General features: G+C 62.9%; 21 protein-coding genes and 3 pseudogenes. 11 read left to right on the forward strand and 13 right to left on the reverse strand.

Going from position 1 to position 22263, the window contains the following annotated elements; all coding sequences use genetic code 11:
• Positions 1-29 precede the first annotated feature (29 nt).
• The 4 genes and pseudogenes from istA to BG61_RS40540 form a co-directional block, all read left to right on the forward strand.
• Positions 30-1554, forward strand: a pseudogene (gene istA, locus BG61_RS31220) (IS21 family transposase).
• Between the two features lie 5 nt (positions 1555-1559).
• Positions 1560-2369 carry an IS21-like element helper ATPase IstB gene (istB, locus tag BG61_RS31225; RefSeq protein WP_035930133.1) on the forward strand — a complete coding sequence of 270 codons (810 nt, stop codon included), beginning with the start codon at positions 1560-1562 and terminating at the stop codon, positions 2367-2369.
• A gap of 56 nt (positions 2370-2425) precedes the next feature.
• Positions 2426-2884 carry a hypothetical protein gene (locus BG61_RS31230; RefSeq protein ID WP_035929986.1) on the forward strand — a complete coding sequence of 153 codons (459 nt, stop codon included), beginning with the start codon at positions 2426-2428 and terminating at the stop codon, positions 2882-2884.
• 258 nt (positions 2885-3142) lie between these two features.
• A pseudogene (locus BG61_RS40540) lies at positions 3143-3413 on the forward strand (IS30 family transposase); the annotation flags it as partial.
• 240 nt (positions 3414-3653) lie between these two features.
• Here the strand turns inward: BG61_RS40540 and BG61_RS31235 are convergent.
• Entirely contained in the window at positions 3654-4244 is a 591-nt protein-coding gene (locus BG61_RS31235; protein ID WP_035929984.1) for a chorismate mutase, read from the reverse strand.
• 423 nt (positions 4245-4667) lie between these two features.
• Here BG61_RS31235 and BG61_RS39470 point away from each other — a divergent pair, with 423 nt between their 5' ends.
• Entirely contained in the window at positions 4668-5048 is a 381-nt protein-coding gene (locus BG61_RS39470; RefSeq protein WP_129572112.1) for an MATE family efflux transporter, read from the forward strand.
• Positions 5049-5095: 47 nt separating this feature from the next.
• Complete coding sequence (locus BG61_RS39475) at positions 5096-5455, forward strand: MATE family efflux transporter (protein ID WP_129572111.1); 360 nt, start codon at positions 5096-5098, stop codon at positions 5453-5455.
• A gap of 147 nt (positions 5456-5602) precedes the next feature.
• On the opposite strand, the gene BG61_RS31245 is transcribed toward BG61_RS39475, so the two are convergent.
• From BG61_RS31245 to BG61_RS31275, 7 genes are read right to left on the reverse strand one after another with little or no spacing between them, the layout of a single operon-like run.
• Positions 5603-6475 carry a polysaccharide deacetylase family protein gene (locus BG61_RS31245; protein ID WP_035929982.1) on the reverse strand — a complete coding sequence of 291 codons (873 nt, stop codon included), beginning with the start codon at positions 6473-6475 and terminating at the stop codon, positions 5603-5605.
• A gap of 22 nt (positions 6476-6497) precedes the next feature.
• Positions 6498-7262 (reverse strand): ABC transporter ATP-binding protein, encoded by a 765-nt coding sequence (locus tag BG61_RS31250; RefSeq protein ID WP_051672914.1) that lies wholly within the window; start codon positions 7260-7262, stop codon positions 6498-6500.
• A gap of 13 nt (positions 7263-7275) precedes the next feature.
• The gene (locus tag BG61_RS31255; RefSeq protein WP_129572110.1) at positions 7276-8133 is read right to left on the reverse strand and encodes an ABC transporter permease; all 858 of its coding nucleotides are present in this window, start codon (positions 8131-8133) and stop codon (positions 7276-7278) included.
• 2 nt (positions 8134-8135) lie between these two features.
• Complete coding sequence (locus BG61_RS31260) at positions 8136-9128, reverse strand: ABC transporter substrate-binding protein (protein ID WP_232256080.1); 993 nt, start codon at positions 9126-9128, stop codon at positions 8136-8138.
• 59 nt (positions 9129-9187) lie between these two features.
• Positions 9188-10018 (reverse strand): enoyl-CoA hydratase, encoded by an 831-nt coding sequence (locus BG61_RS31265; RefSeq protein ID WP_051672915.1) that lies wholly within the window; start codon positions 10016-10018, stop codon positions 9188-9190.
• Entirely contained in the window at positions 10015-11211 is a 1197-nt protein-coding gene (locus tag BG61_RS31270) for a CaiB/BaiF CoA transferase family protein (RefSeq protein WP_035929978.1), read from the reverse strand. The genes BG61_RS31265 and BG61_RS31270 overlap by 4 nt, the downstream gene beginning before the upstream one ends.
• 2 nt (positions 11212-11213) lie before the next feature.
• Positions 11214-12701 carry an amidase gene (locus BG61_RS31275; protein WP_051672916.1) on the reverse strand — a complete coding sequence of 496 codons (1488 nt, stop codon included), beginning with the start codon at positions 12699-12701 and terminating at the stop codon, positions 11214-11216.
• A 442-nt stretch (positions 12702-13143) separates the two neighbouring features.
• On the opposite strand from BG61_RS31275, the gene BG61_RS31285 reads away from it, so the two are divergent.
• A complete protein-coding gene (locus BG61_RS31285) occupies positions 13144-13803 on the forward strand; it encodes a GntR family transcriptional regulator (protein ID WP_035929973.1) in 660 nt (219 codons plus the stop codon).
• A gap of 13 nt (positions 13804-13816) precedes the next feature.
• Here the strand turns inward: BG61_RS31285 and BG61_RS31290 are convergent, their stop codons facing one another.
• The 5 genes from BG61_RS31290 to BG61_RS31310 form a co-directional block, all read right to left on the reverse strand.
• Positions 13817-14986 carry a porin gene (locus tag BG61_RS31290; RefSeq protein WP_035929970.1) on the reverse strand — a complete coding sequence of 390 codons (1170 nt, stop codon included), beginning with the start codon at positions 14984-14986 and terminating at the stop codon, positions 13817-13819.
• Positions 14987-15105: 119 nt separating this feature from the next.
• Positions 15106-16458 (reverse strand): MFS transporter, encoded by a 1353-nt coding sequence (locus BG61_RS31295; RefSeq protein ID WP_035929967.1) that lies wholly within the window; start codon positions 16456-16458, stop codon positions 15106-15108.
• A gap of 66 nt (positions 16459-16524) precedes the next feature.
• The gene (locus tag BG61_RS31300; protein WP_206540617.1) at positions 16525-17322 is read right to left on the reverse strand and encodes a maleate cis-trans isomerase family protein; all 798 of its coding nucleotides are present in this window, start codon (positions 17320-17322) and stop codon (positions 16525-16527) included.
• Positions 17322-18122, reverse strand: coding sequence for an SDR family oxidoreductase (locus tag BG61_RS31305; protein WP_035929962.1), 801 nt, complete (start codon positions 18120-18122; stop codon positions 17322-17324). Before BG61_RS31305 ends, BG61_RS31300 begins: the two co-directional genes overlap by 1 nt.
• Positions 18119-19351: an FAD-dependent oxidoreductase gene (locus BG61_RS31310; RefSeq protein WP_063741145.1), complete on the reverse strand. Its 1233-nt coding sequence runs from the start codon at positions 19349-19351 to the stop codon at positions 18119-18121. Before BG61_RS31310 ends, BG61_RS31305 begins: the two co-directional genes overlap by 4 nt.
• Before the next feature lie 353 nt (positions 19352-19704).
• Between BG61_RS31310 and BG61_RS31315 the strand changes: the two genes are divergently transcribed.
• From BG61_RS31315 to BG61_RS31330, 4 genes and pseudogenes are all read left to right on the forward strand, one after another.
• Entirely contained in the window at positions 19705-20697 is a 993-nt protein-coding gene (locus tag BG61_RS31315) for an NtaA/DmoA family FMN-dependent monooxygenase (RefSeq protein ID WP_232256079.1), read from the forward strand.
• Positions 20698-20969: 272 nt separating this feature from the next.
• On the forward strand, positions 20970-21254 hold the full coding sequence (locus tag BG61_RS31320; protein WP_035929957.1) for a CopG family ribbon-helix-helix protein: 285 nt from the start codon (positions 20970-20972) through the stop codon (positions 21252-21254).
• Entirely contained in the window at positions 21242-21562 is a 321-nt protein-coding gene (locus BG61_RS31325; RefSeq protein WP_035929954.1) for a type II toxin-antitoxin system RelE/ParE family toxin, read from the forward strand. Before BG61_RS31320 ends, BG61_RS31325 begins: the two co-directional genes overlap by 13 nt.
• A 198-nt stretch (positions 21563-21760) precedes the next feature.
• Positions 21761-22237 (forward strand): annotated as a pseudogene (locus tag BG61_RS31330) (helix-turn-helix domain-containing protein); the annotation flags it as partial.
• Positions 22238-22263: the final 26 nt, after the last annotated feature.

A 22263-nucleotide genomic window follows, 5' to 3' on the forward strand; every position in this document is an offset into this window, starting at 1 on the left:
ACTTCTCACTGACCGGTGCGCGGGTCGAATTGTTTGAGTACCGTCAAGTCCTTGTCCGCATGCGGCAAGGCGATTCCGATCGCGACATCGGGCGTAGCGGCCTGATGGGGCAAGAAGTTGACCGCTGTTTGTCGTATGGCCGACGAGCGCGGCTGGCTGAATCCCGGGCAGCCGTTGCCTGACGATACCGTGATTGCCGGCGTGTTTGGCCGCACTCCACATTTGCCGAGCACATGCGTGTCCCCGCTCGAGCCGTTTCGTGAGCAGATCCGTGACTGGCATGACGCCGGCGTTCAGGGCACAACGATTCACCACGCGCTGAAACGCAACCATGGCTATACCGGCAGCTACTCGGCGGTGCGCCGTATCCTGCTGGGCCCGAGGGCCGAACGCGGCGTGCCGGCCACAACGATCCTTGAGTTTGCGCCAGCGGAGGCCGCACAGGTCGACTTCGGCGCCGGGCCGGTACTGGCACATGAATCGGGCGCGCAGATCAAGACGTGGTTCTTCGTCATGACCCTCTGCTGGTCGCGGCACCAGTATGTCGAGCTCGTGCTCGACCAGACCGTCGAGACATGGCTGGCCTGCCACCGTCGCGCCTTCGAGTGGATCGGTGGCTGCCCGGGTCGCGTCATTATCGACAACGCGAAGTGTGCAATCACCAGAGCCTGCATGTACAGCCCGGAGGTCCAGCGCTCGTACGCCGCGCTCGCTGAGGGATACGGCTTCCGGATCGACGCATGTCCACCGCACGATCCGCAGAAGAAGGGAATCGTTGAGTCGGGCGTCAAATATGTCAAGAAATCCTTTGTGCCGCTGCGCACGTTCCGCGACCTGACCGATGCCAACCGGCAGTTGCGCGAATGGATCATGCAGCAGGCCAGCACGCGCGAACATGGCACGACACGCGAGCAGCCGCTGGCGCGCTTTGCCATCGAGAAGCCGCTGCTCACGACGCTGCCTGACGTTGCGCCGGTGCTGGCTGTATGGAGCGAAGTCAAGGTGCATACGGACGGACACGTCGTCTACAAGAAGGCGCTGTACTCCGTGCCGTTCACGCTGGTTGGCAAGAGCCTCTGGCTCAAATCCACCGATACGGTTGTACAACTGTTCCATCAGCACGAACTCATTGCAACCCATCCGCGACTGCGCAAGGCAGGTGATCGCCACACGGTGCGTGACCACCAGCCGCCGGCGGCGCAGGCATGGCTCGAACACGATCCGCAGTGGTGCCTGGCTCGTGCCAAGGAGATCGGGCCATCCTGTCACGCGCTGGTTCTCGCGATGTTCAACGACACGGTGCTGGTGAACCTGCGTGGCGCGCAGGGGGTTGTCCGTATGCGCGAGAAGTTCGGCGATCAGCGACTGGACGCCGCGTGTGAGCGTGCGCTTGCATTCGCGAGCCCGAAGTACCGCACCGTCAAGACCATCCTCGACAAGGGACTGGACAGCCAGCCCACAGCGGCATCGGCGCAAACGTCGACGGCTCCTGCTGACACCTATCTGAACGGCGGCCGCTTCGGTCGTGACCTCCACTCCCTTCTCCTGCATTGAACATCATGAATCCCAGTCCCGAACTGAATACGATCCTCAAGCAACTGCGCCTGTCCGGCGTACTCGACTCGCTCGAGCAGCGCAACCGTCAGGCGATCGACGGACAGCTCGCCTACACGGAATTCCTCGCCATGCTCCTGCATGATGAAGTCGCGCGGCGGGACCAGAAGAAGCTCGGCGCGCGTCTCGTGCGCGCCGGCTTCGGGCTCGGCAAGACGCTGGAGACGTTCAACTTCGACCGGCTGCCAAAGCTCAACCGCGCGCACATCCACGATCTCGCCACCGGTCGTTACATCGACGAGAAGGTGGCAATCCTGATGGTCGGTCAAACAGGCGTCGGCAAGTCCCACATTGCCCAGGCACTGGGCCACTGCGCTGCACGTCAGGGGCGTGACGTGCTGTTCGTCACGCAAACCGATCTGATCAGGAAACTGCATGCGGCCCGCGCCACGGGCCTCTACGAACGCAAGTTCCAGCAGTTCGTGCGCGTGCCGTTGCTGATCGTTGACGACTTCGCGCTCAAACCTCTGCGTGCGCCTCACGACGAAGACTTCCACGACCTGGTAGCGGCCAGGTATGAGCGGGCGGCTACCATCCTGACATCCAATCTCGACCTCAGCGAATGGGGCGATGCCTTCCCCGACAACCGGGTTCTCGGCGCCGCGACACTTGACCGGCTACGCCACGGTGCCTATCGCATCGTCATCGAGGGCGAGAGCTTCCGCAAGCCCAAACCGATGCCTGAAAACGGCGAAATCGCCGTTGCAAAATCCAGTAAAAACCGCATTCTTGAGGCCGTTCGAATCCGCGTTTGACACCACTTCCAACTGGCGCCATACGGCGATCATCCCCGGCGCCTTTACGCCGATCCGTGACACTGCCAGAGCACCTCGTTGCCAAGGTATATCAACTGTACCTGAACACTTATCAAAAGGCCGAACTGAAGTTCGAGAGGTTGACGTTGGAATATTTTTTCAACACGCGCGAGCTTAGCCACTACCTAATGTTTTTTCTGGAAGACGAGCTGATCGGCTTCACCCAACTAATCGCGAAGGGACGCAAGTTGGTCAACCGCTATATCGGTCTGGATTACGGCAAGAGTTACAACCATGGCTTATACTTCGCCATGTTCATCCGCGCTGTAGAATTCGGCATCCGCGAAGGCTTTGCGGAAATCGAACTGGGTGCCACTTCCTACGAGTTCAAGCGCATCCTGGGTGCCCGCCAGCATCCCACGTGGAACTATTACCGGCACACCAACCCATTGTTTAACTGGCTTCTCGGTAAGTTGCGCAGCGTGCTGGAACCGTCAGAGTCCGAATTGCGTTAAGACGCGCGGGGAGGTCCGGGTAAGGCGTCACGCGAGCGGCCGAAGAAAATAGCGCCTCGGCAAAATTCGGGCGCAGCGCGGTTCAGCCAGCGCCTCACCTGAAATCGGCTGACCGCTGTGGTGAATGTCCGCATTGAAGAAGGGACTCAAGGCTCCTGAGTCGATGAGCGGAAATCGAGGTGGTAGCTTGCGATCTTCTCGGTTACCGCCCGGCTATGTTCAATTCTGAAACTAGACGAAGTCGGTCGAGCAAATTACCAGGGCAAGGAAATGTCGCGACATTAAGAGCTCGCCGCCGCGACCGGCGTGAATGTGTACTTCTGCGATCCGCGCAGTCCTTGGCCAGCACCACGCCTGCGCGAACACTAACGGGCTGCAGCGTCAGTATCTGCCCAAGGGCACGGACCTATCGGTCTACAGTCGGGTTGAACTCGACGCCATCGCTGACACTCTGAACAGTCGACCTCGGCCACCCCATGCGCTTCATTCACCGTTTGAGGTCTTCACTGCGACCCCTGCATCATCATGACGGATCTGCGGCGCCTTCATCAAGGATCGGCTCGAAGAAAACGTGAAGTCGTAGCCTATGTTGCCATTCGTAGCTAATTAAATCCGGGCCTAACACGGAGCCGCGAAACTGAGTGCGCCCGGCAATGCGGAACATACTTTGCACCGCCAGGCCGCTTAAGACATACTGTCGAGTAAGTCCGGCTAATGACTGCCACATGTGCGGCCGCCCCGAAAGCCGCAACAGCCGCACGACGCGCCTTTACTCACTTTCGCACACGCGCGCAAGCGCGCGGTCCATGGCCACCGCGTACAGCGAATCTAATGCATGAGTTGCAACATAGGCCTGCGTTGCACGCGCCAGTTGCGTGCCGCAATCCGACTGCGCGCGAAGCGCCTTCGTGTTGGCAAGCGCCTTGATGAACCCTTGCTGCAGCCTGTCCAGTTCCGGACGAATGTCTTTCTTCAGGTCGACGCGCTTGTCATCGGGCGCATGGCCGTCGCGACGCCATTGGGCCAGCAACCCGTATTGCACAAGTTTATTGGCTTCGATCTGGTCGGAGAAGAAGCGCGTCGCAAGCCGCGGCGGCACGCCGAGCGCGCGCGCTTCCTCGGCAGCCGCCTTGATCACTCCCGCCTCGCGCGGCAAGTCCTCGACAGGTTTTTGCGAGTCCCACTTCGACAAGGCAACCTGCCGCGCGATATGCAGGCGCGCGACCGTCATACCCAGCAGCGGGAGAAACGCCCCGCCATCGGCCGGTGCGCTGTGCGAAGGCAGCGCGGCGGACAAGAGCATGGCGGCGGCGAGCGGACTGACGATAAAACGTGACTTGTCGAAACTGAACTTCAGCATCAATCGGTTCCTTTTTTCAGGTGGAAACAGCTCATGCAGATGAACGCGAGCGTTGCAGCAACACCCCTCGACGAGGCGGCGCGGGCTACGTCCGGAGCCTTGATAACACCTGACGGCCCCGCTTTATTCCAGGGGGCGAACTTTCATCTGGCCTCTAGCGGCGCCGCAGATAACGCATAGGAAAACTCCCACCATTGTGTCAAACGACGGACCTTTTCCGGCCCCCAACAGTTCCCAGGTAACAGGCGACCAGAGAAGCCTCGCTCTCCCGATGTCGAGTTACGTCGACAGCACAGCGTTAAAGCCATGCGCGAAGTTTCTTCTTAACTTGTGGTTCGTACGCGGCGGGGATGGCTTGCCCGAATTCGGAGGCCCGGGTACCGCACTCGCCACATTTGTCACCACGTGGCTCTCAGCGATCGCATGTATTACCGTGATGTCGCGGCATCCGTTCTACGGCAGTTCGCGATATTTAGGCGTTTCTCGCGACCGCGCTGGTGCCACCTGCGCGCGATGCTTGTGCTCGGCATTCCGATGGCGCTGTCAAGCTTGATTGAAGTTTCGTCCTACACATGCATGACGCTGTTCATAGGACGCCCCGGCGCGGTTCAACTAGCTGCACACCAGATCGCATCGAACCTTGGTGCGGTGTTGTACATCGTGCCGCTCTCTATTGCTATCGCAGCGTTGACGCTGGTATCGCAAAAGATCGGCGCCAAAAAACCCGCAGCCGCGCGAACTCTGTCGCGCACAGGTGTCAGTCTCGCCGCATTTTCGTGCGCTCATGTCATCTACCCATCGTAATGATGGCGAGCGTCGTGATCGTTGCGGCGTACAGATCGGATCTCCGAGTGGCGGCCGCAGCTATGCCGCTCGTGCAGGCGGTCGCGTTCTATCAATTGGCCGAAGCGATACAGCACAACGCTGCGTTCGCGCTGCGAGCTGATAAGGTCACGGTGATGCCAGCAATAATATATGCGGTCGCCTCGATGGGCATCGGCGTGGATGGTGGCTACGTGGCCGGGTTCGACGTCTTTCACGTCATGCCGGCTACGTTCATCGGTGCGCGCGGTTTCTGGTGGGCGGGCACGGCAGGCCTCGCGATTGTGGCGGTTTGCCTTCTTATCCGATGGCAATGGATTAGTCTCGCGGCGATGGGCAGCCGTTACCTGCGGTCGTACGGCGAGCGTGGGTCTTCGGCCACGCGATAATTGCTCGGGCGGCTGCGGCGCTGTGAAATCAGCCCCGAAGCGCGGTCGTCGCCTCCGTAGCGATTCTCCAGACGCTCGACCTGCCACCGGCTCAGCTCCAGCCACTCAGCGAGCGCCAGGTAATCAATCGTCCATCGGCGACGGCCCTTAGTAAGCGCCGCCCTGGCCGCGATACCAGTCGGCTATCTGACTACCGGTCATGAAGCTCACTTCGGGTGTATTCATTAGCAGGTCGAGAATCTTCTCGAGCGAACCGAAACGATGCGGCACGCCCATCAGATGCGGATGCAATGCGACGGTCAGCACGCGCGGTTGCTTGCGCGCCTCGCGACGGAACAGCTCGAGCGTGCGTTCGGTGCGCATCAGGAACTCGTCGGACTGATGCTTCTCCACGGCGTAGATGATTGAGTCGTTCAGCTCAAGGTTGTACGGCATCGAGAGAAGCGGCCCGCGTTCGGTGTGCAGCCAGGTCGGCAGATCGTCAATTACCCAGTCGAACACGTATTCGACGCCAGCCGCCTTTAGCAACTCGGGCGTGTCGACGGTTTCGCGCAGTCCCGGGCTCAGCCAGCCGCGCGGACGCGTGCCCGTGAAAGCGCCGATCTTCGCGAGCGTCTGCTCGATCACATCGGCTTCCGATCCGCCGTGGTTCAGCGACTTCTGATGCACCCCGTGGCCGATGAATTCCCATCCGGCATCGCGCATTGCCTCGGCTGCGCGCGGATACGCGTCGATCACCCCGGCATTGAAGCTGGTCGACGCCGGAAGTCCGCGATCGACCAGCGCCTTGATCATGCGCGGCAGCCCGGCGCGCATGCCGTAATCGGCCCAGCTGAAGTTCGGCACATCGGGAACGGTTTCCTTGCCGTGCGGCGGCGGGATGATGGTTCGCGGCATGGGTTGCTCGAACTGCCAGTGTTCGACATTGACCACCACATGCGCGATGATCGGGCCGCCCGGCGGCGCGGTCAGGGATGGGCGTTCAGTCGAAAAAAAATAGGGTGTGCGGGGATTGGCCATGATAATCGGATCAGGAAACGGTTTAGTGACGGATCTGATGCAGGATGTCGCGCTTGAGCGCGTTGAATTCGGCGGACGTCGTGTCCTCAAGCGTGCGGGGTCGCGCGAGCGGCACCTCGATGCGACTTGCGATGCTGCCCGGGCGTGCTGACATCACGTAGATCGTATCGGCGAGAAAGACCGCTTCGTCGATATCATGCGTGACAAAGATGATCGTAGTGCACAGCCGTTGCCAGACCGATAGGAGCAGCTCTTGCATGGTGAGCCGCGTCTGCGCATCGAGCGCGCCGAACGGCTCGTCCATCAGCAGCACTTTGGATCCCATCGTTAGTACGCGCGCAATGCCGACGCGCTGCCGCATGCCGCCGGACAGTTGAACGGGCAAATGATGCGTGAAATCGGCGAGTCCGGTCAGCTGGATCATCTCTCGCGCGCGAGGTTCGTATTCTGCGCACGGCACGCCCTGCGTCTTCGGCCCGAAGATCACGTTTTGCCAAACCGTCAGCCACGGGAACAGCGCTGCGTCCTGAAACACCACACCGCGATCGGGCCCGGGCCGGGCGACCGGCGCTCCGGCAACGCGCAACTCGCCGTCGCTGACCGGCTCGAAGCCTGCGATCAGGTTCAAGAGGGTAGACTTGCCGCAGCCAGACGGCCCAAGCAGGGCGACGAACTCGCCTTGTCTAACCTCGAGGTTGATGTCGACCAGCGCCTTGACCGGCGTCTTGCCCACGTAGACCTTGCCGACGCGGTGCGCATCGATGGTCGGCGCTGCAGCGGTACTCATGATGGTTGTGTCCTCAATGACTTTGCAGCGCGCGCCAGACGAGCGCGCGGTTTGCGATCAGCACCAGGATGCGGTCGCTCACGTATCCGAGCACGCCGATCGTAGCCATGTCGGCCAGGACGATGTCCATGCGGCCCACGTAGTACGCATCCCAGAGCACATACCCGAGCCCAGACTTGACCGCGACCATCTCGGAGACGATCACCGCAGTCCACGCGATGCCCAGTCCGATGCGCAATCCGGTGAAAATCGACGGCATCGCCGCCGGCAGCACCACGCGGCGCAAGAGTTGCGCGGGACGTGCGCCCATCATCAGCGCTGCGCGGACCAGGTTGCGGTCGAGTTCGCGCGCGCCCTGCGTCGTGTTGACGACGATCGCGTAAAAGCCGCCAAGAAAAATCAGGAAGATTGAGCCCATGTCGCGGATTCCGAACACCGCGATCGAGAAGGGCAGCCAGGCGGTGATCGGGATCGGCCGCAAGCCCTGGATGAGCGGATCGATCATCCGCGCGGTCAAGCGGCTCCAGCCGATCATGAGACCGAGCGGAATGCCCACCAGCAACGCGAGCAGAAAGCCTTCGCCGACGCGCGTCGCCGAGTAGGCGAGGTTTGACAGCCAAGTGCCCGCATAAGCATTCATGCCGAACGGATCGCTACCGGTCATCCAGATGCGCCACGCGTCGAGCACTTGCAGCGGCGCAGGCAAAAGGCCGGCTAGGGCGCGCGAATTGCTCGCCACGCATTGCCAGATGACGAGTATCGCGAGCGGCGCTAACGCGCCGAGCATGGCGCGCAGCAGCCGTCGCGCGACGAGGCGCGCCGGCTGGCCGGACGGCTTCGCCGGGTGGATAGGTAAGGCGTTCAGTTTCATCGTCAAGTGCCTCCATGCTGGAGAGCCTTCACCAGCGAGTCGTCGAAATACTGGCCGACTTCGTTGCTGACGTCCTTCGGGATCACGCCGAGTTTGTGGAACTCCGCCGCCTGCGCCTTGATCTGCGCCGCGTCGAGCACCCCGCCGAGCTGGATCAGCCTGACCGAAGGACGAGTCACGTCGAGCGGCAGGCCGACGTAGCGCGAGTACGCCTGTGCAAACGCCTCGGGGTTTTTCGAGAGCGCATCTTGCCCGTGCAGATACGCCCATAGAAAGCGCTGCACCGCGTCCCGCTTGGTCTTCATCGCCGTGCTCGTGGCCGCCAGCATGCCGAGTTCGGCGCCGACCGCCTTCGAATGGCCGTACTCGATCCGCTTCGCGAAATAGCCATCGCCTGCGCCCACCACTTGGGACTCGAACGGCTCCCAGCATAGGAACGCGTCGATGTCGCCGCGCTTGAGCGCCTGCACGAACGCGGTGCCGCCACCCTGGATATTGACCGCGGTGAACGACTTGTACGGTATGTTCTTCTCGGCAAGCGTCGCCGCCCACTGGAACCACACAGCCGAACCCGGCGCGATACCGATGCGCTTGCCAGCAATATCCTTCCAGTCGTTGATCTGCACCCCCGTGCGCACCACCAGATATTTTGACGAAGCCGCCACGCCGGTCAGCCCGACGAGATTGGTGTTGCCTTGTGCGAGCACGATCGGGAGATCGCCGGGGCCCACCGCTCCGATGTCGATGCTGCCCGACAGCAACGCGGTGCGCGCATCCGCGTAGCGGACGAACTCGACCGACTTAACGATCACGTTGAGCTTCTTGAGGGTGTCGGCAATGGCCAGCATCGGCGCGAGGTGGCCGACCTTCACGTAGCCGATCGTCAATGTGAGCGGTTGCGGCAGGGGGGCGGGCTCGGGCGCCAGCGCAAATGCCGGCTGCGCGACACACAGGGCCAGCAGGCCTGAATAGATGGATTGCAGCAGGGACTTCACGGAATTCTCCATGTTCGCAAGGATGTGGCAGAAAAAGCGCGTGCCTCGGCCCCGGTTCGTCAGGCGCCGCGAAAGCGCGGCGGCCGCTTCTCCGCGAAGGCGGCGCGTCCTTCCCGGTAATCGTCACTGTCGAAGCAGGCGCGTACCGCGCGATCGACCACGTCGACGTCGCGTTCCAGCGGCATCCGTTGCGCCTCACGGATCGCCAGCTTCGCTGCGCGCAGCGTCAGCGGCGCATTGCCGGCGATATCGGTGAGGTAGCGAGCGCACGCGTCTGCGTACTCGTCATGTTCATGAGCGCGATGCACGATGCCAAGACGCATGGCCTCGGCGCCATCAAACGTGCGAGCCAGATAAAACAGTTCGGTTGCGGCGGCGGCGCCGATCTGGCCGACGATGCGCTGCATGCCGACGAATGCGTAGCCGAGCCCGAGCCGCGCGGCCGGCATACGGAAGCGTGAGTCGACGGTGCTGAAGCGCAGGTCGCACGCGAGTGCGAGCCCGATGCCGCCGCCCATGCAGACGCCGCGAACGCACGCGACCGTTGGCTTTGGGATATCGGCAAGCGTGCGCTGCGCGCGCTCGACCGCTTCGTCGTACGCTGCGACGCCGCGCGGATCGCTGCGTTGCGCGCCGAATTCGGAGATGTCGGCGCCGGAGACGAATGCCTTGTCGCCGTCGCCGCGCAAAGCGATCACGCGCACGTCGGCTTCGGTGCCGAGCGCATCGAGCGCGTCGGCGAGGCCGCACCACATTGCCAGCGACATCGCGTTGTAGCGGGCGGGATTAGACAGGACGACATGCGCGATCGCGCCGTCGCGTTCGATGCGCACCGTGCCGGCTGCGGGCGGGTCGCGATCGGCGTCCCGCTTGTTGCGATTCTCGGTCATACCACTCCCTTCTCGTGCAGTTGCGCGACCGCAGCCGCGTCGAACCCGACTTCCGCGAGCAACTCGTCCGTGTGCTCGCCCCAGCCCGGCGCCCATCGCGCCAGCGTTCCCGGCGTGCGCGCGAGCCGCACCGGTTGCGTGATGTAGTGACGATCGACGCCGTCCGGCGTCTTCAGAGCCTGCTCGACCTGCAGATGCCGCACCTGCGCATCCTCGAACATTTGCGGCACCGTGTACACTGGTCCGCACGGCACACCGGCGGCGTTCAGCGTGTCGACCCAATGCGCGACCGGACGCTCGGCGAACTTCTGCTGGATCTCGTGATTCAATCGATTACGATTCTTCACGCGCAGCTTCTCCGTCTCGAACTCCGGATCGCTGGACCATTGCGGCATGTCGAGCGATTCGCAGAAGCGCTTCCAATTGCCTTCGCCCGACGCGCCGAGATTCACATACCCGTCGAAGGCTTCGAAGAGACCCATTGGCGAGCTGGTGGGATGATCGTTGCCGACCTGCACGGGCACGTCGCCTTCGTTCAGATAGCGCGCCGCCTGGAAGTCCATCATCGCGATCTGAGTGTGCAGGAGCGACGCATGCAGCCACTGGCCGCGCCCAGATTGCTCGCGTTCGAGGAGCGCGATCAGGATGCCAACCGCGGCGTACAGGCCGGTGCTCGAATCGGCGACCGCGAGCCCGGCGCGAACGGGTCCTTGGTGCGGCAGGCCAGTCACCGACATCAGACCGCCCATTCCCTGCACGATCTGATCGAAGCCCGGGCGCTTCGCGTACGGGCCGTCCTGGCCAAAACCCGAAATGCTCGCGAGGATGATGCGCGGGTTGATCGCGGCGAGCGCTTCGTAGTCGACGCCGAGGCGGTGCTTGACGTCGGGCCGCCAGTTCTCGACCACCACATCAGCATCCTTGACGAGCCGCTTGAACACCGCGAGCCCGTCGGGCGTCTTCAGGTTCAAGGTCAGCGAGCGCTTGTTGCGATTCAGATTCTGGAAATCTCCCGACAGACGATCGGCGGCGAACATCGCCTCGTTCGGATCAATGCCGGGCGGCGGTTCGATGCGGATCACATCCGCCCCGAAATCGGCGAGCATGCGCACGCAGGTCGGGCCGGCGCGCACGCGCGACAGATCGAGAACACGGAAACGCGATAACGCAGCAGCGGCGCAAATCTTGGGCATGACTACTCCTGATGGCGATGAACGGGCCGCTCGGGTGGCGAGACGAACGATGGAAGATCCGCAGCAATCGCGCGGTCGAATGAGCGACATGCGGACCACGCAGTCCGCGACGCGATGCCGGCGGCCTCGAGACGCGCAAGCAACGCGAGCAGCAGCAATTCCTGAAAGGGGCGTCCGATCAACTGCGCGCCGATCGGACGGCCACGACTATCAGAGCCGATTGGAAACACCACCGCCGGCAGACCGACGTAGTTCACCCAGGCGGTATGACGGTGCAGCGCGAGCAACGCCTGCACCTTGAAACGCGCGCCATCGGTATGCACGACTTCCCAGTCGGGCAACACGATCGGCAAGGCCGGGCACAGCAACGCATCAGCGGCACCGAAACACGCGGACAGCACCTCGGTGAGCGCCGCCGGGCGCTCGCGCTGCGCGGATTCGACCCAGGCAGCGGGGAGCGCTATGCCGGGCAGCACGACGCCTTGCATCGGGGCCGACAGTGCGTCGATACCCTGCGAGCGCAGGCGCGCCTGATGAAGGCGACCAGCTTGCGCATGCAGAATCACTTGCGCGCGGCGTGACCATGCATCGCGTCGGCTCGCGTGAACTCGCGCCGATGGCTCGGCTCGGTGCAATGTGACGCTCGGCGCGCAGCCGCGCGCGAGTGTGTCCTCGAACGCCTCCAGCGCGTCGCCGACTTCCGGATCGAGCGCATCATCCTGATACGCACTGACGACGCGCAGCGCTGTTTGCGCCGGCACGGGACTCGCTAGCGTCTGAGGATGACTCGCGACGGCAGCACAGGCGTACACGCGGGCGGCATCGGCGGCGCTGCGTGCGAGCACGCCGACGGTATCGAGCGACGTCGCGAGCGGCATGACGCCGGCGGAAGACACCGCGCCCGGCGTGGTCTTCAGGCCCACCACGCCACAACTCGCCGCCGGAATGCGCACCGAGCCGGCAGTATCGGTGCCGAGCGACGCGTAACACAGGCCGCCCGCCACCGCGACCGCGCTGCCGCTCGACGAGCCGCCGACCATCGCCAGGCTGTCGAGCGGATTGACTGGTCGCGCCTGCGCGGGATTCTCCGCGGTCGCGCCACATGCATATTGCGCAAGGGTCAATGCGCCCGAGTACGTGGCGCCGGCCGCGGACAACGCGAGCAGCACCGGCGCGGTCGGGCGGATCGCGTCTTGCCCGGCTGCTTCAGTTCTCGTTGCGGCGCCCTCTCCGCAGCCGGCCCGGCGTCTCGCCGTATCGAACACGTCCTTGTGCAAAAGGGCGGTGCCGGTCAGCGGCAGCAGCGTCGTCGTGGGCACATCGACTTCTGGCGGGCGCACCGTCCCTGCCACGCAGGCATGCCAGAGGCGATCGTTCTCGACGCAACGGCGATGTTGCTCAGCGAGCGCCTCGCCAACGCTGAAATCGCCTCGGGCCAGTGCGGCCTGCAGGCCGGCGAGGGTCGCGGGCAGTTCGACTCGCGTGGTCATCGAGCGCACCTCGGACCGGCTCCGGCCAATCGTCGCAGCGCGGCTTCGAACTGCCGGTCGAACTCCGCGTCGTATTCGTCCGCCGTGCGCGGTTCCCGGCCGGGCCAGACGGCTGCGCGGCCAGATTCGCTCGCCGAAGTACCGGGGTAAGCGTCCGGTGCGAGACGGCCCAGCGCGCGCGCCAGCGATTCAGCGCGGCCGGGCGGCAGTCCCGCGCGGAGCGCGTTGAACGCGGCCGTGACCGCGCGCGCGTCCGGCACTGTCGCTGCCTGCGGGCTGCGGGCATTGACAGGTGCGGCTCGCGTGCCGCTGTTCGCTTCGTCTCCCCATTCCTCACTCATAAAGTTCTCATCATCTTCATAAATATATTTACGATATCGTATCGTATATCAAAAAGGGTGCGACAATTCAGCCACTGAATTCTTTTGCAAGAGGCATCAATTTGAAGGTCAGTGAACAGATCCGTCAGGAGATAGAGCAACTGGTGCGCGATGGGCGACTGCTGCCAGGCGATCCCGTGGATGAGGTTGAATGGGCGAATCGCTACGAAGTGTCCCGCACACCGGTGCGCGAGGCGTTGCTGCAGTTGCAGGCGCAAGGGCTCCTCGGCGCGCTGCCGCGCGGCGGCATGGTCGTCGCGAAGATGGACGTGCAGCAGTTGCTCGCCATGTGGGAGTTGCTGGCTGAACTCGAGGGTTTCTGCGCGCGGCTCGCGTGCGAACGGATGACCGAGGGCGAGCGCACCGAGCTGGCGCTGCATCACGAAGCGCTGAAGCGCGTGGTTGATGCCGACGATGCGGAAGGCTGGCAGGCCGGCAATCTGGCATTCCATGAAAAGCTTTATCACGGCTCGCGCAATCCGTATCTGCGTCAGGACATCCTGCGCATGCGCGCGCGCACCGGCGCTTACCGCCGGCATGCCTTCGGTGCGGTGAACCGAGTGCAGGCGTCGTATGTTCAGCACCAAGAAATCGTCGATGCGATCGCCGCGCGCGACGCGCAGAGCGCCGCACGCGCGATGCAACGGCATCTGAGCCCGGACCACGGCGCACGCAGCGTGGCCGACCTGATCGCTAACCTCCCGCGCGAACTGCTTGGCTGAAGCCGTCTTCATATTAGAAGCGCACCCGCAGTCCGGCCCGCACCGCCGTCTGTGTGTTCGAATTGGCCGCGGTCAATCCAATGATCGATGCACTCGCCGCTTGGCCGGTCGAATCGGTGCCGCCCGCGCGCTGGTACACGACGCCCAGATACGCTTCGGTTCTTTTCGAGAACAGATAGCCGGCCATCAACGACACCTGGTGATAGTGCGCACCGATGTCTTCGCGCGGGCCGTCACTCCACGTGTAGTCGTAGGCGGCGCCTAGCGTTACCGGCGTCGCAAGATAACGCAAGCTCAATTCGACGCTATCGAAGCGCGCGTTGCCGTGATAGTTGTACAGATTCAGCTTGCCGGTGCTCAGCGTACCGAGATCTTCGAAGCGCGTATTCGTGTAGACAGCGCCGATCGTCGCGGGGCCGAACTGGTAGGCGCCGCCAAGCGCGATCACCTGATACGCGTTGGCCGATGCATACCCGGCATAGACAGGCGAGACGAAGAAGCCGCCGGTCAGCGGCGACTTCGAGCCGGCGTCGCCGACACTGCCCCACACCGAGTCGTTCGGGTCCTTCGCGCGCAAATAGGCAGCCGCCGCGGTGAACGGGCCATGTCCGTAACGGGCGGCAAGACCGACGACGCTGTTCTGCGAGAAAGACCCCGCCACGCCCCCGAGGCTGTACATCGCCGCGAAACGAAACCCTCGAAAATTCAGAGTCTCGTAACGAATCACATTGTTGATGCGATTGGTGTGGTTGATGTCATCGACGCCGCCCGGGTGGCCCATTGTGTAGACGCCGAACACAGACAGCGCGGCAATGGGCGCGACGTAGTCCTCGACCAGATCGTATTGCCGCCCGAACGTCGCCGCGCCATAAGGGCTCGACATGCCGACGTACGCAGTGCGGCCGAACATCAGACCGCCTTGACCTAGCGTGCCATTGTTCAGCTCGAACCCGCTCTCGAGCTTGAAAATCGCCTTGTAGCCGCCACCCAGATCCTCAGCGCCGGTCACGCCCCAGCCGCTGACAACTGCGCTGGTCATGTTGTAGAGCCGATGGCCGGCCGAATTGCTGATGTAGTTCACGCCTTCGTCGATCACGCCGTACAGCGTGACGCTCGATTGCGCGTGTGCGACGGAGGCACCGAAGGCCGGCAGGATGGCTGCCAGTAGGATCTTGTTTTTCATGGTCTCGGCTGGGTAGGGCGGTCTTTGTTGCCAGAGTGGGACGATGGTTAACATGGTTCGTACTGCTTAATGCGTCATACGCAGCTTTGTCCGGGGAGGACGGTCCTGCGCAGCGCAATTTATTTGACGACTGGCAACATGCCGCTCGGATCACGGGTCGTGTTATGGTGCACGACCAGCACGGCGAGGGCGGCGATCAGGCATGGCAGCGCCGAAGCGAGGAAGATTGTCTCGCTTGACAGGCCCAGCTCATGTAGTTTCTGTCCGAAGAATGGACCGAACACTGAGCCGAGACGGCCGGCCGCATACGCCGCGCCAAAAGCGGTCGCGCGGATCGCCACGGGGTAGGTGCGCCCGACGATCGAAGAGCCGCCCGGCAGGCACGGTACGAGCAAAAATCCGGTGATGAACAGCATCGCGCTGATCACTGGCGGCGAGCCGTGCAGGGTGAACGAAGTGGCAACGATCGCTGCGCAAGCCGCCATCAGCATCGCCGTGAATAAGCGGGTAATGTCCTTGCCGGCCGCGAAGAACGCGATCAAGATCATGCCGACGAAGCCGCCTGTCTGGAACAGGCTCGAAGAATGAATCGCTGAGCGGATCGGGAAACCGTTCTCGACGAGCACGGTGGTGATCCAGCTCGACATGAAGAACATTTCGAACATCACCATGAAGTAAATGACCATGATCGCCAGCGTGTTGACGATGTTGCGCGGCTCGCGCATGTAACGGGTCAGGAATGTCTTGTAGTCGACTCCTTGCTCGCCCTCGGCAATGAGGCGCGCGCCGGAGAGCGATCCGCCGATTTGCGCGGCGAGGTGCTTGACCAGTTCGGGCGCGCGCTTGCGCACGATCAGCCACGAGAGGGATTCCTGCAGGTAGAAGCACAGAAACACGGCGAGCACGAGCGGCGCAATGCCGCCGAAGTAAAACATCGCGCGCCAACCCCACAGAGGCAGCAGCTGACCCGCCAGTAACGCGCCGAGGGTGGCGCCTGCAGCATTGGCGGCGGCCACCAGCATAATGACGGTCGCACGCCGTTGTGCTGGGCAGTAGTCTGATACCAACGCCATGATGTTCGGAATCGCGGCGCCAAGCCCGAGTCCGGTGATGAAACGCCACATCACCAGCTCGCCGATTGTCGACGAATACGCGGAAATCAGTGTGAACACGCCGAAGCTCACAACCGACAGGATAATCACGCGCTTGCGGCCGAATTTGTCGGCGAACGGCCCGATCGCCAGCGAGCCGATCAGCAGTCCGACTAGGCCCGACGAGAACAGCTCGCCGAGCACCGCCCGCGGCGCGTGGAAGGCGGCCAGCAGCGATGGGGCGATGTAGCCGATGATCTGCGTGTCGAGGCCGTCGAGCCCGAACGCGAGCGCGCCGAGAAAGAAGATCGCGTACTGCATGCGTGAGATGCGCGAGCGATCGATCAGCGCGGTGACGTTCAGGGTGTGTTCAGGCGTCATGGCAGGCGGCAGGGCAGAAGGAAAGGGAAAGGGCCGCGCATCAGGCGCGGGCAGGCATCGGTGGCGTCAGAACTCGCGCATTAGACGGCCGGCGCGATCGCTGCGGTCCTCGTGACCGAGCATGCGCAGAGCATGCCAGTACGAGGTCGGGTTAATCGCCAGCACCGGCTTGCCGAGCATCAGTTCGGCGGCGGTCGCCACCGGCGCCATTGCCAGCGCGGTGCCGACCTGCACGATCGCGTCCGCGTCGTCGCCATTCAATTGCTGAACCGAGGCGGCCAGCGTCGCGCGCGGCACGCGCGCGATGTCGGTCGGCTTCGCGCATTTGAGGCCGAGCAACCGGACCACGCCGAAGCCGGCTTCCTCGAAGTAGGTCTGCACGATCGCGTCGCCTTCCGGCTGGTGCGGCGTCAACACCGCGATGCGGCGCGCGCCGAACTTGCGTAGCGCGGCAACCAGCGCTTCGGAGCCGAACGTCACGCGGACTTTCGCCTGCGCTTCAAGTAGCTCGCGAAAGCGCGCGGCGCCTTCGTAGCCGCCTTGGAACGTCTCGATAGCCACGCCCATGATCAGATGGTCGATCGGCGCGGTCGTCAACTGATCGATTGCGCCGCCGATCCCCTGACGCATCAGCTCGACGTGCGCCCGATAGGCGGCCGGATCGGCGATGCTGCCGGTCTTCACTGTGACGCGGCCAATGTGGTTGGTGATGCCGTAGGGACGCAGGTCGTCGCACTCTGGCTGTACGGTGGTGTTCGACGAAGGCACGATCACGCCGATATTGGCGCGGTATCCGGTGGTATCCGACACGATAGGACTCCTTGTCATGTAACTGGAAGTTCGGGCAACGGGGCGGTGCAGCATTAGCGGGTCGCGCCGCCGTCGATGGTCAACCTGGTGCCGACCAGATTCGGCGCGATGCCGCTGCACAGGAAGACCACGGTCGCGGCGATCTCGTCGGGCGTGGCGAACCTGCGCGACGGCGTCTTCGCCAGCAGGCGCGCCTCGATCGCCGCTGGTTCGACCTGCTCGCGCGAAGCTGCCGCGGCGATAATGCCGCGCAGCCGGCCGGTCATCGTCGGCCCGGGGTTCACACAATTCAGGCGCACACCGTCGGCGGCATGGGCGTCGCCAAGCGCCTTGGTCAATGCAATTAGCGTCGTGTTCGCCATCACGCTTGGCAGCATCGTCGCGTCGGGGCCGAGTGCACTGTTTCCGGCGATCGACACGATATGCCCGGCGCGGCGCGCGATCATGCCGGGCAGCACCGCGCGCACCAGTCGCACGGTCGCCATGATCTTCAGCGCGAAGCTGTCTTCCCACACTCGGTCGGGCAGCGTCAGGAACGGACCGGCCGCAGAACTACCGGCGCTATTGATCAGGACGTCAACGGTTTCGCCCCGGCTCTCGAGCGCCGCGAGCACCGCGTCGACGCTGTCCGGCAAGCTCAGGTCGTGCTCCAGACCAAAGGCCCGCGCCGCGCCGAGTGTTTCGACGGCGGCATTGAGCGCGGCGCGATCCCGCCCGATTAGCGCGACGCGCGCGCCGACACCGACGAAGGCATGTGCGCACGCAAGCCCGATGCCTTTGCTGCCGCCGCTGATTAGGACAAGCCGGTCCGCGCACGCGTCGGCCCGAAAAACCGGGGAGGGCGTGACGCTCATTGGATCCTCAGCGAGTCATTGAGCATCGTCCACAGCGATGCACGGCGCAGATAGTTCAGATGTGCGTCACGATCGGCGACTGTCGCGCGCATCGCCTGCTGGTCTGCGGCGCGGGCCTGAGGCGAACGCTCCTCCATCACCTTCTTGTTATGGATCGACTGCGCCTGCACGTACTGTATTGCGGGACCGCGGCGCTGCCGCTCGTAGCGATCGAGCAGCGCATCGGACGCCCCGCCGAGCACGGCGTCGAGCTTCTCGGCGAGATTCACCGCATCATGAATCCCGCTGTTCAGACCGAGGCCGCCGAGCGGATTGTTGACGTGCGCCGAATCGCCGGCCAGCAACCCGCGGCCTTGCCGGAAGCGCGCGGCGACGCGCTGGTGAACGTTGTACGTATTGACCTGGGTGACGGTCGCGCCGAGCGCGCACGGCAGGTAGCGACGATATACGCGCGCAACCTCGGCGAGCGCGGCTTCCCGCTCGGTCGGCAGGTCCTGTTGCAGCGGATAGGTGGTGCGCCAAACGCCTTCGGGACTGTCGCCCGGCACCTTGAAGATCCCGAACCAGCAGTCGACGTCGGACAGATAGTTGCGCACCTGGAAGCCCATCGATTCGGCAAAGTCGTGCTTGACGGTCACCACGCCGAATTTTTCCTGGAACGTGTAGCCCTCGAATTCGATTCCGAGCGACTTGCGCACCAGACTTCGCGCGCCGTCGCAGCCGATGACGTAGCGCGCCTCGCATTGCAGCGGACCGTCGTCGTTGCGCGCATCGAGCACGACTCGATCGGCGTGTTCAGTGAAGCGCTCGACGGTGGTCGCGCCGAAGTACCGTACGCGCGGCTCCCTGTCGAGGCGCGGGCGGATTAGGTTGACCAGCTTGTGCTGTTCGAGCTGGACGGCGAACGGATACGCGCATTCATCGCGCAGCAATCCAAAGTCGTATTCAGCGACCACTTCGCCGGAAACGAAATCGCGCCACTGGAAGAGATCGGCGCGCAGGCCTTGTGCGAGCACGTCGTCGATGAGGCCCGCCTGGTCCAGCAACGACAGTGTCGACGAGTGAATCGTCGCGGCCCGATTTTCGGTGGGCACTTGGCGATACGACTCGAACAATGCGACGCGCCAACCCTGGCGCGCCAATGCCAACGTAGTGAACATTCCGACCGGCCCGGCGCCGATTACCGCAACATCCCACATGAGTGATTTCCTTAAGGCTCGATTCGTCATTCCGGTTGCCGAGTGCGCAACCGGTCCGATGCGCCGCTTCGATCGCTGCAAAGGTACCCAAAAAAATATCCTTATACCAGTGGCCAATATAAATATATTTATGGTCGTTGCAGGTATTCAAATATCTGCTAGGGTAAATCCTTAGAACGGATGTGCCTACCGCGCACCAGGTGAGCGTGACCGATCCAATGGAGAGCACTCAAGTTGGTTAAAAGCGGACAGTTGTTGTGTCAAAGCCAGATTGAAGTCTCCTGGTACAGGCTAGTTAGAGATTTAAGGTCTCAAGGTATGAATCTCTCGTTGAAGCTGGTCATTCCGATGCGCTTCGTCGCCGTCAAGACAGCCCAGCAGCAGTGGTCACGTCGCTCAACGACTCGGAGGCCGCGAACTTCGGCCAGAACTCGCATCTAGAGCACGACCTGCGCTACGACCGCGCTGACGAGTTCGTCGAAACCGTCATGGGCCACTGGGACACGTGGGAAGAGGGTGCGCTGATTCTCGACAAGGAAAGCGGACGCTTCGCGGACCCCTCGAAGGTGCATCGTCTGGATCACGACGGGCGCTTCTTCAAGTCGCGCGGACCGTTCACGGTGCCGCGCTCGCAGCAGGGCCATCCGGTGCTGATCCAGGCGGGGCAGAGCGGGCGCGGGCAGCAGTTCGCCTCGCGCTGGGCGGACCTCATCTTCGTCGTCTATCCGAATCTCGCGGTGGGCAAGAAGCAGTACGCCCAGATGAAGCAGGCGCTCGCCGACGCGGGCCGCAACCCCGACGACGTGAAGATCTCGACCGCGTGCTACACGATCGTCGCCGAGTCGGACGAGATTGCGCAGAAGGAGCGCGAATATATCGATTCGCTCGCTAAGCCGATCGATTCGCTCGCGCTGCTATGCGAAGTGCTCAACACGGACTTCTCGAAGCGCGGCTACGATGATCCGTTCAGCGATGCCGAGATGGCGGCGATCTCCGGCTGGACCGGTTTCCGCGACCGCGTCGTGACGTCATCGGGCAAGAAAAATCCTTCGGTGCGTGATTTCGTGGATTTTTCCAAGCGCGCCCGCATCGAGGAGTTTCCGGTGTTCTGCGGCACGCCGAAGACCGTGGCCGATCAGATGGAGCAATGGTTCGTCGAAGGCGGCGTCGATGGCTTCGTGATCGCGCCGACGCACGTGCCCGGCGCGTATGAGGATTTCGTGCGCATGGTAGTCCCCGAACTGCAGAGGCGCGGGCTGTTCCGCAAGGACTATCAGGGTGCGACGCTGCGCGAGAACCTCGGACTTCCGATTCCGCAATCGAGCGACTGGCGCAAGCAGGCATTTCCTAAAACGTCGAACATCAAGGTGGCCTGAGACCGCTGTGTGAGGGGCAGTCGCGTTGCGGATGCCCGTTTCTTTCGAGCCGGTTGTACAGAACGTGCCACAAAGAGTGAGACACGGTCGAGGACTCAGCTGCAAAGCACGCGACTCAAATAATCAAACATACGTCATTGACAGACTTTACATCAACTAATGTGTCCCCGTTTTCAACCTCACCCCAGAACGACCTGCGCAAAACCGTGCACTTGCAAAAGCGGATGGAGTGCGTATGATGTAGCACAGTTGTGACACTTCAAGAGGTCGAGATGTCTACCACTACGCTGCGTCTACCGCCGGACCTTCGCGACCGCGTCTCAAAACTCGCGGAAGAGTCCGGGACGACGGCGCACAGCTTCATGTTGGAAGCGATCGCGGAAAGAGTTGCCAACGAGGAATTGCGGCGCGGATTTCTCAACGACGGCAACGCCCGATTGGCGAGCATGCTGGAAACAGGCATCGGAATTGAGTGGACCGACATGCGTGAATATCTTCGCGGACGGGCTGCCGGAAGTGGGCCCGTACCGCCGAAGGTCAAAAAATGGCGCGATTGATTCTGGCGCCAGAGATTCGCGAGGATTTCGATCGAATTTTTGATTTTCTCTTCGAGCACACCCCTGACCAAGCGACCCAACGAATTGACGATATCGTGTGCGCGCTCGACATATTGCAGTCGAGTCCACTGATCGGACGGCCAGCTGAAAGCCTTCGCGGAATGCGCGAGCTGGTCATATCGAACGGTGCCCGCGGTTACCTGGCACTGTATCGGTTTGTGCCTGAGTTGGACACCGTGTTTGTTACGGCCATTCGCAGTCAACGGGAGTTGCGCTATCGGCGCAGCCATGATGACCGCTCTGCTTGAACGCGGTACGCCACGAGAGCCTATCGAACGGGATAGTGCTTGCTGCATCTGACTGCATGAAACTGACGGGCGCGCTCGCTCGCCGAAATGCGCATCATGTCGGCGCCCGTACTTCGGAAATGGAGAAGGTGTCCGCCGCCGACGCCAATTGACATAATGATAATTAGCGTAGTTTTGACACGTAGCGGCTAAGTTGTAATCTATGGTCGTTCCTCGGTCCATCGCAAGCTCAAGCCGTGGCGCGCGGCGCAACGACTCGAGTTGACCAGCCGACAGATCCGTCGGCTGGTCGAGCGACTGCGCGAACACGGAGCGCAAGGTCTCGTGTCGCGTCGGCGCTCGAAGCCCGGCAACAACCGACTGAACGCGGTGACGGCCGAGCGGGCACGCTCGATCATTCGCGAGCGTTATGCTGACTTTGGGCCGACGCTGGCGCGCGAGAAGCTGTACGAGTGCCACGGCATTCGGCTGGCCAAGGAAACGGTGCGCCGGCTGATGACCGACGCCGGGCCGTGGGTGCCGCGTCGACAGCGGCCACCGAAGGTTTACCAGCCACGCGCACGCCGCGCCTGCCTGAGTGAACTGACCCAGATTGACGGCAGCGAGCATGCGTGGTTCGAGGACCGGGCGCCGCAATGCATGTTGCTGGTGTACGTCGATGACGCGAGGCATCGTTCGCGCCGCTCTTATCGAGCGTGATG

It is taken from the genome of Caballeronia glathei (assembly GCF_000698595.1).
GTDB classification, from domain to species: domain Bacteria; phylum Pseudomonadota; class Gammaproteobacteria; order Burkholderiales; family Burkholderiaceae; genus Caballeronia; species Caballeronia glathei.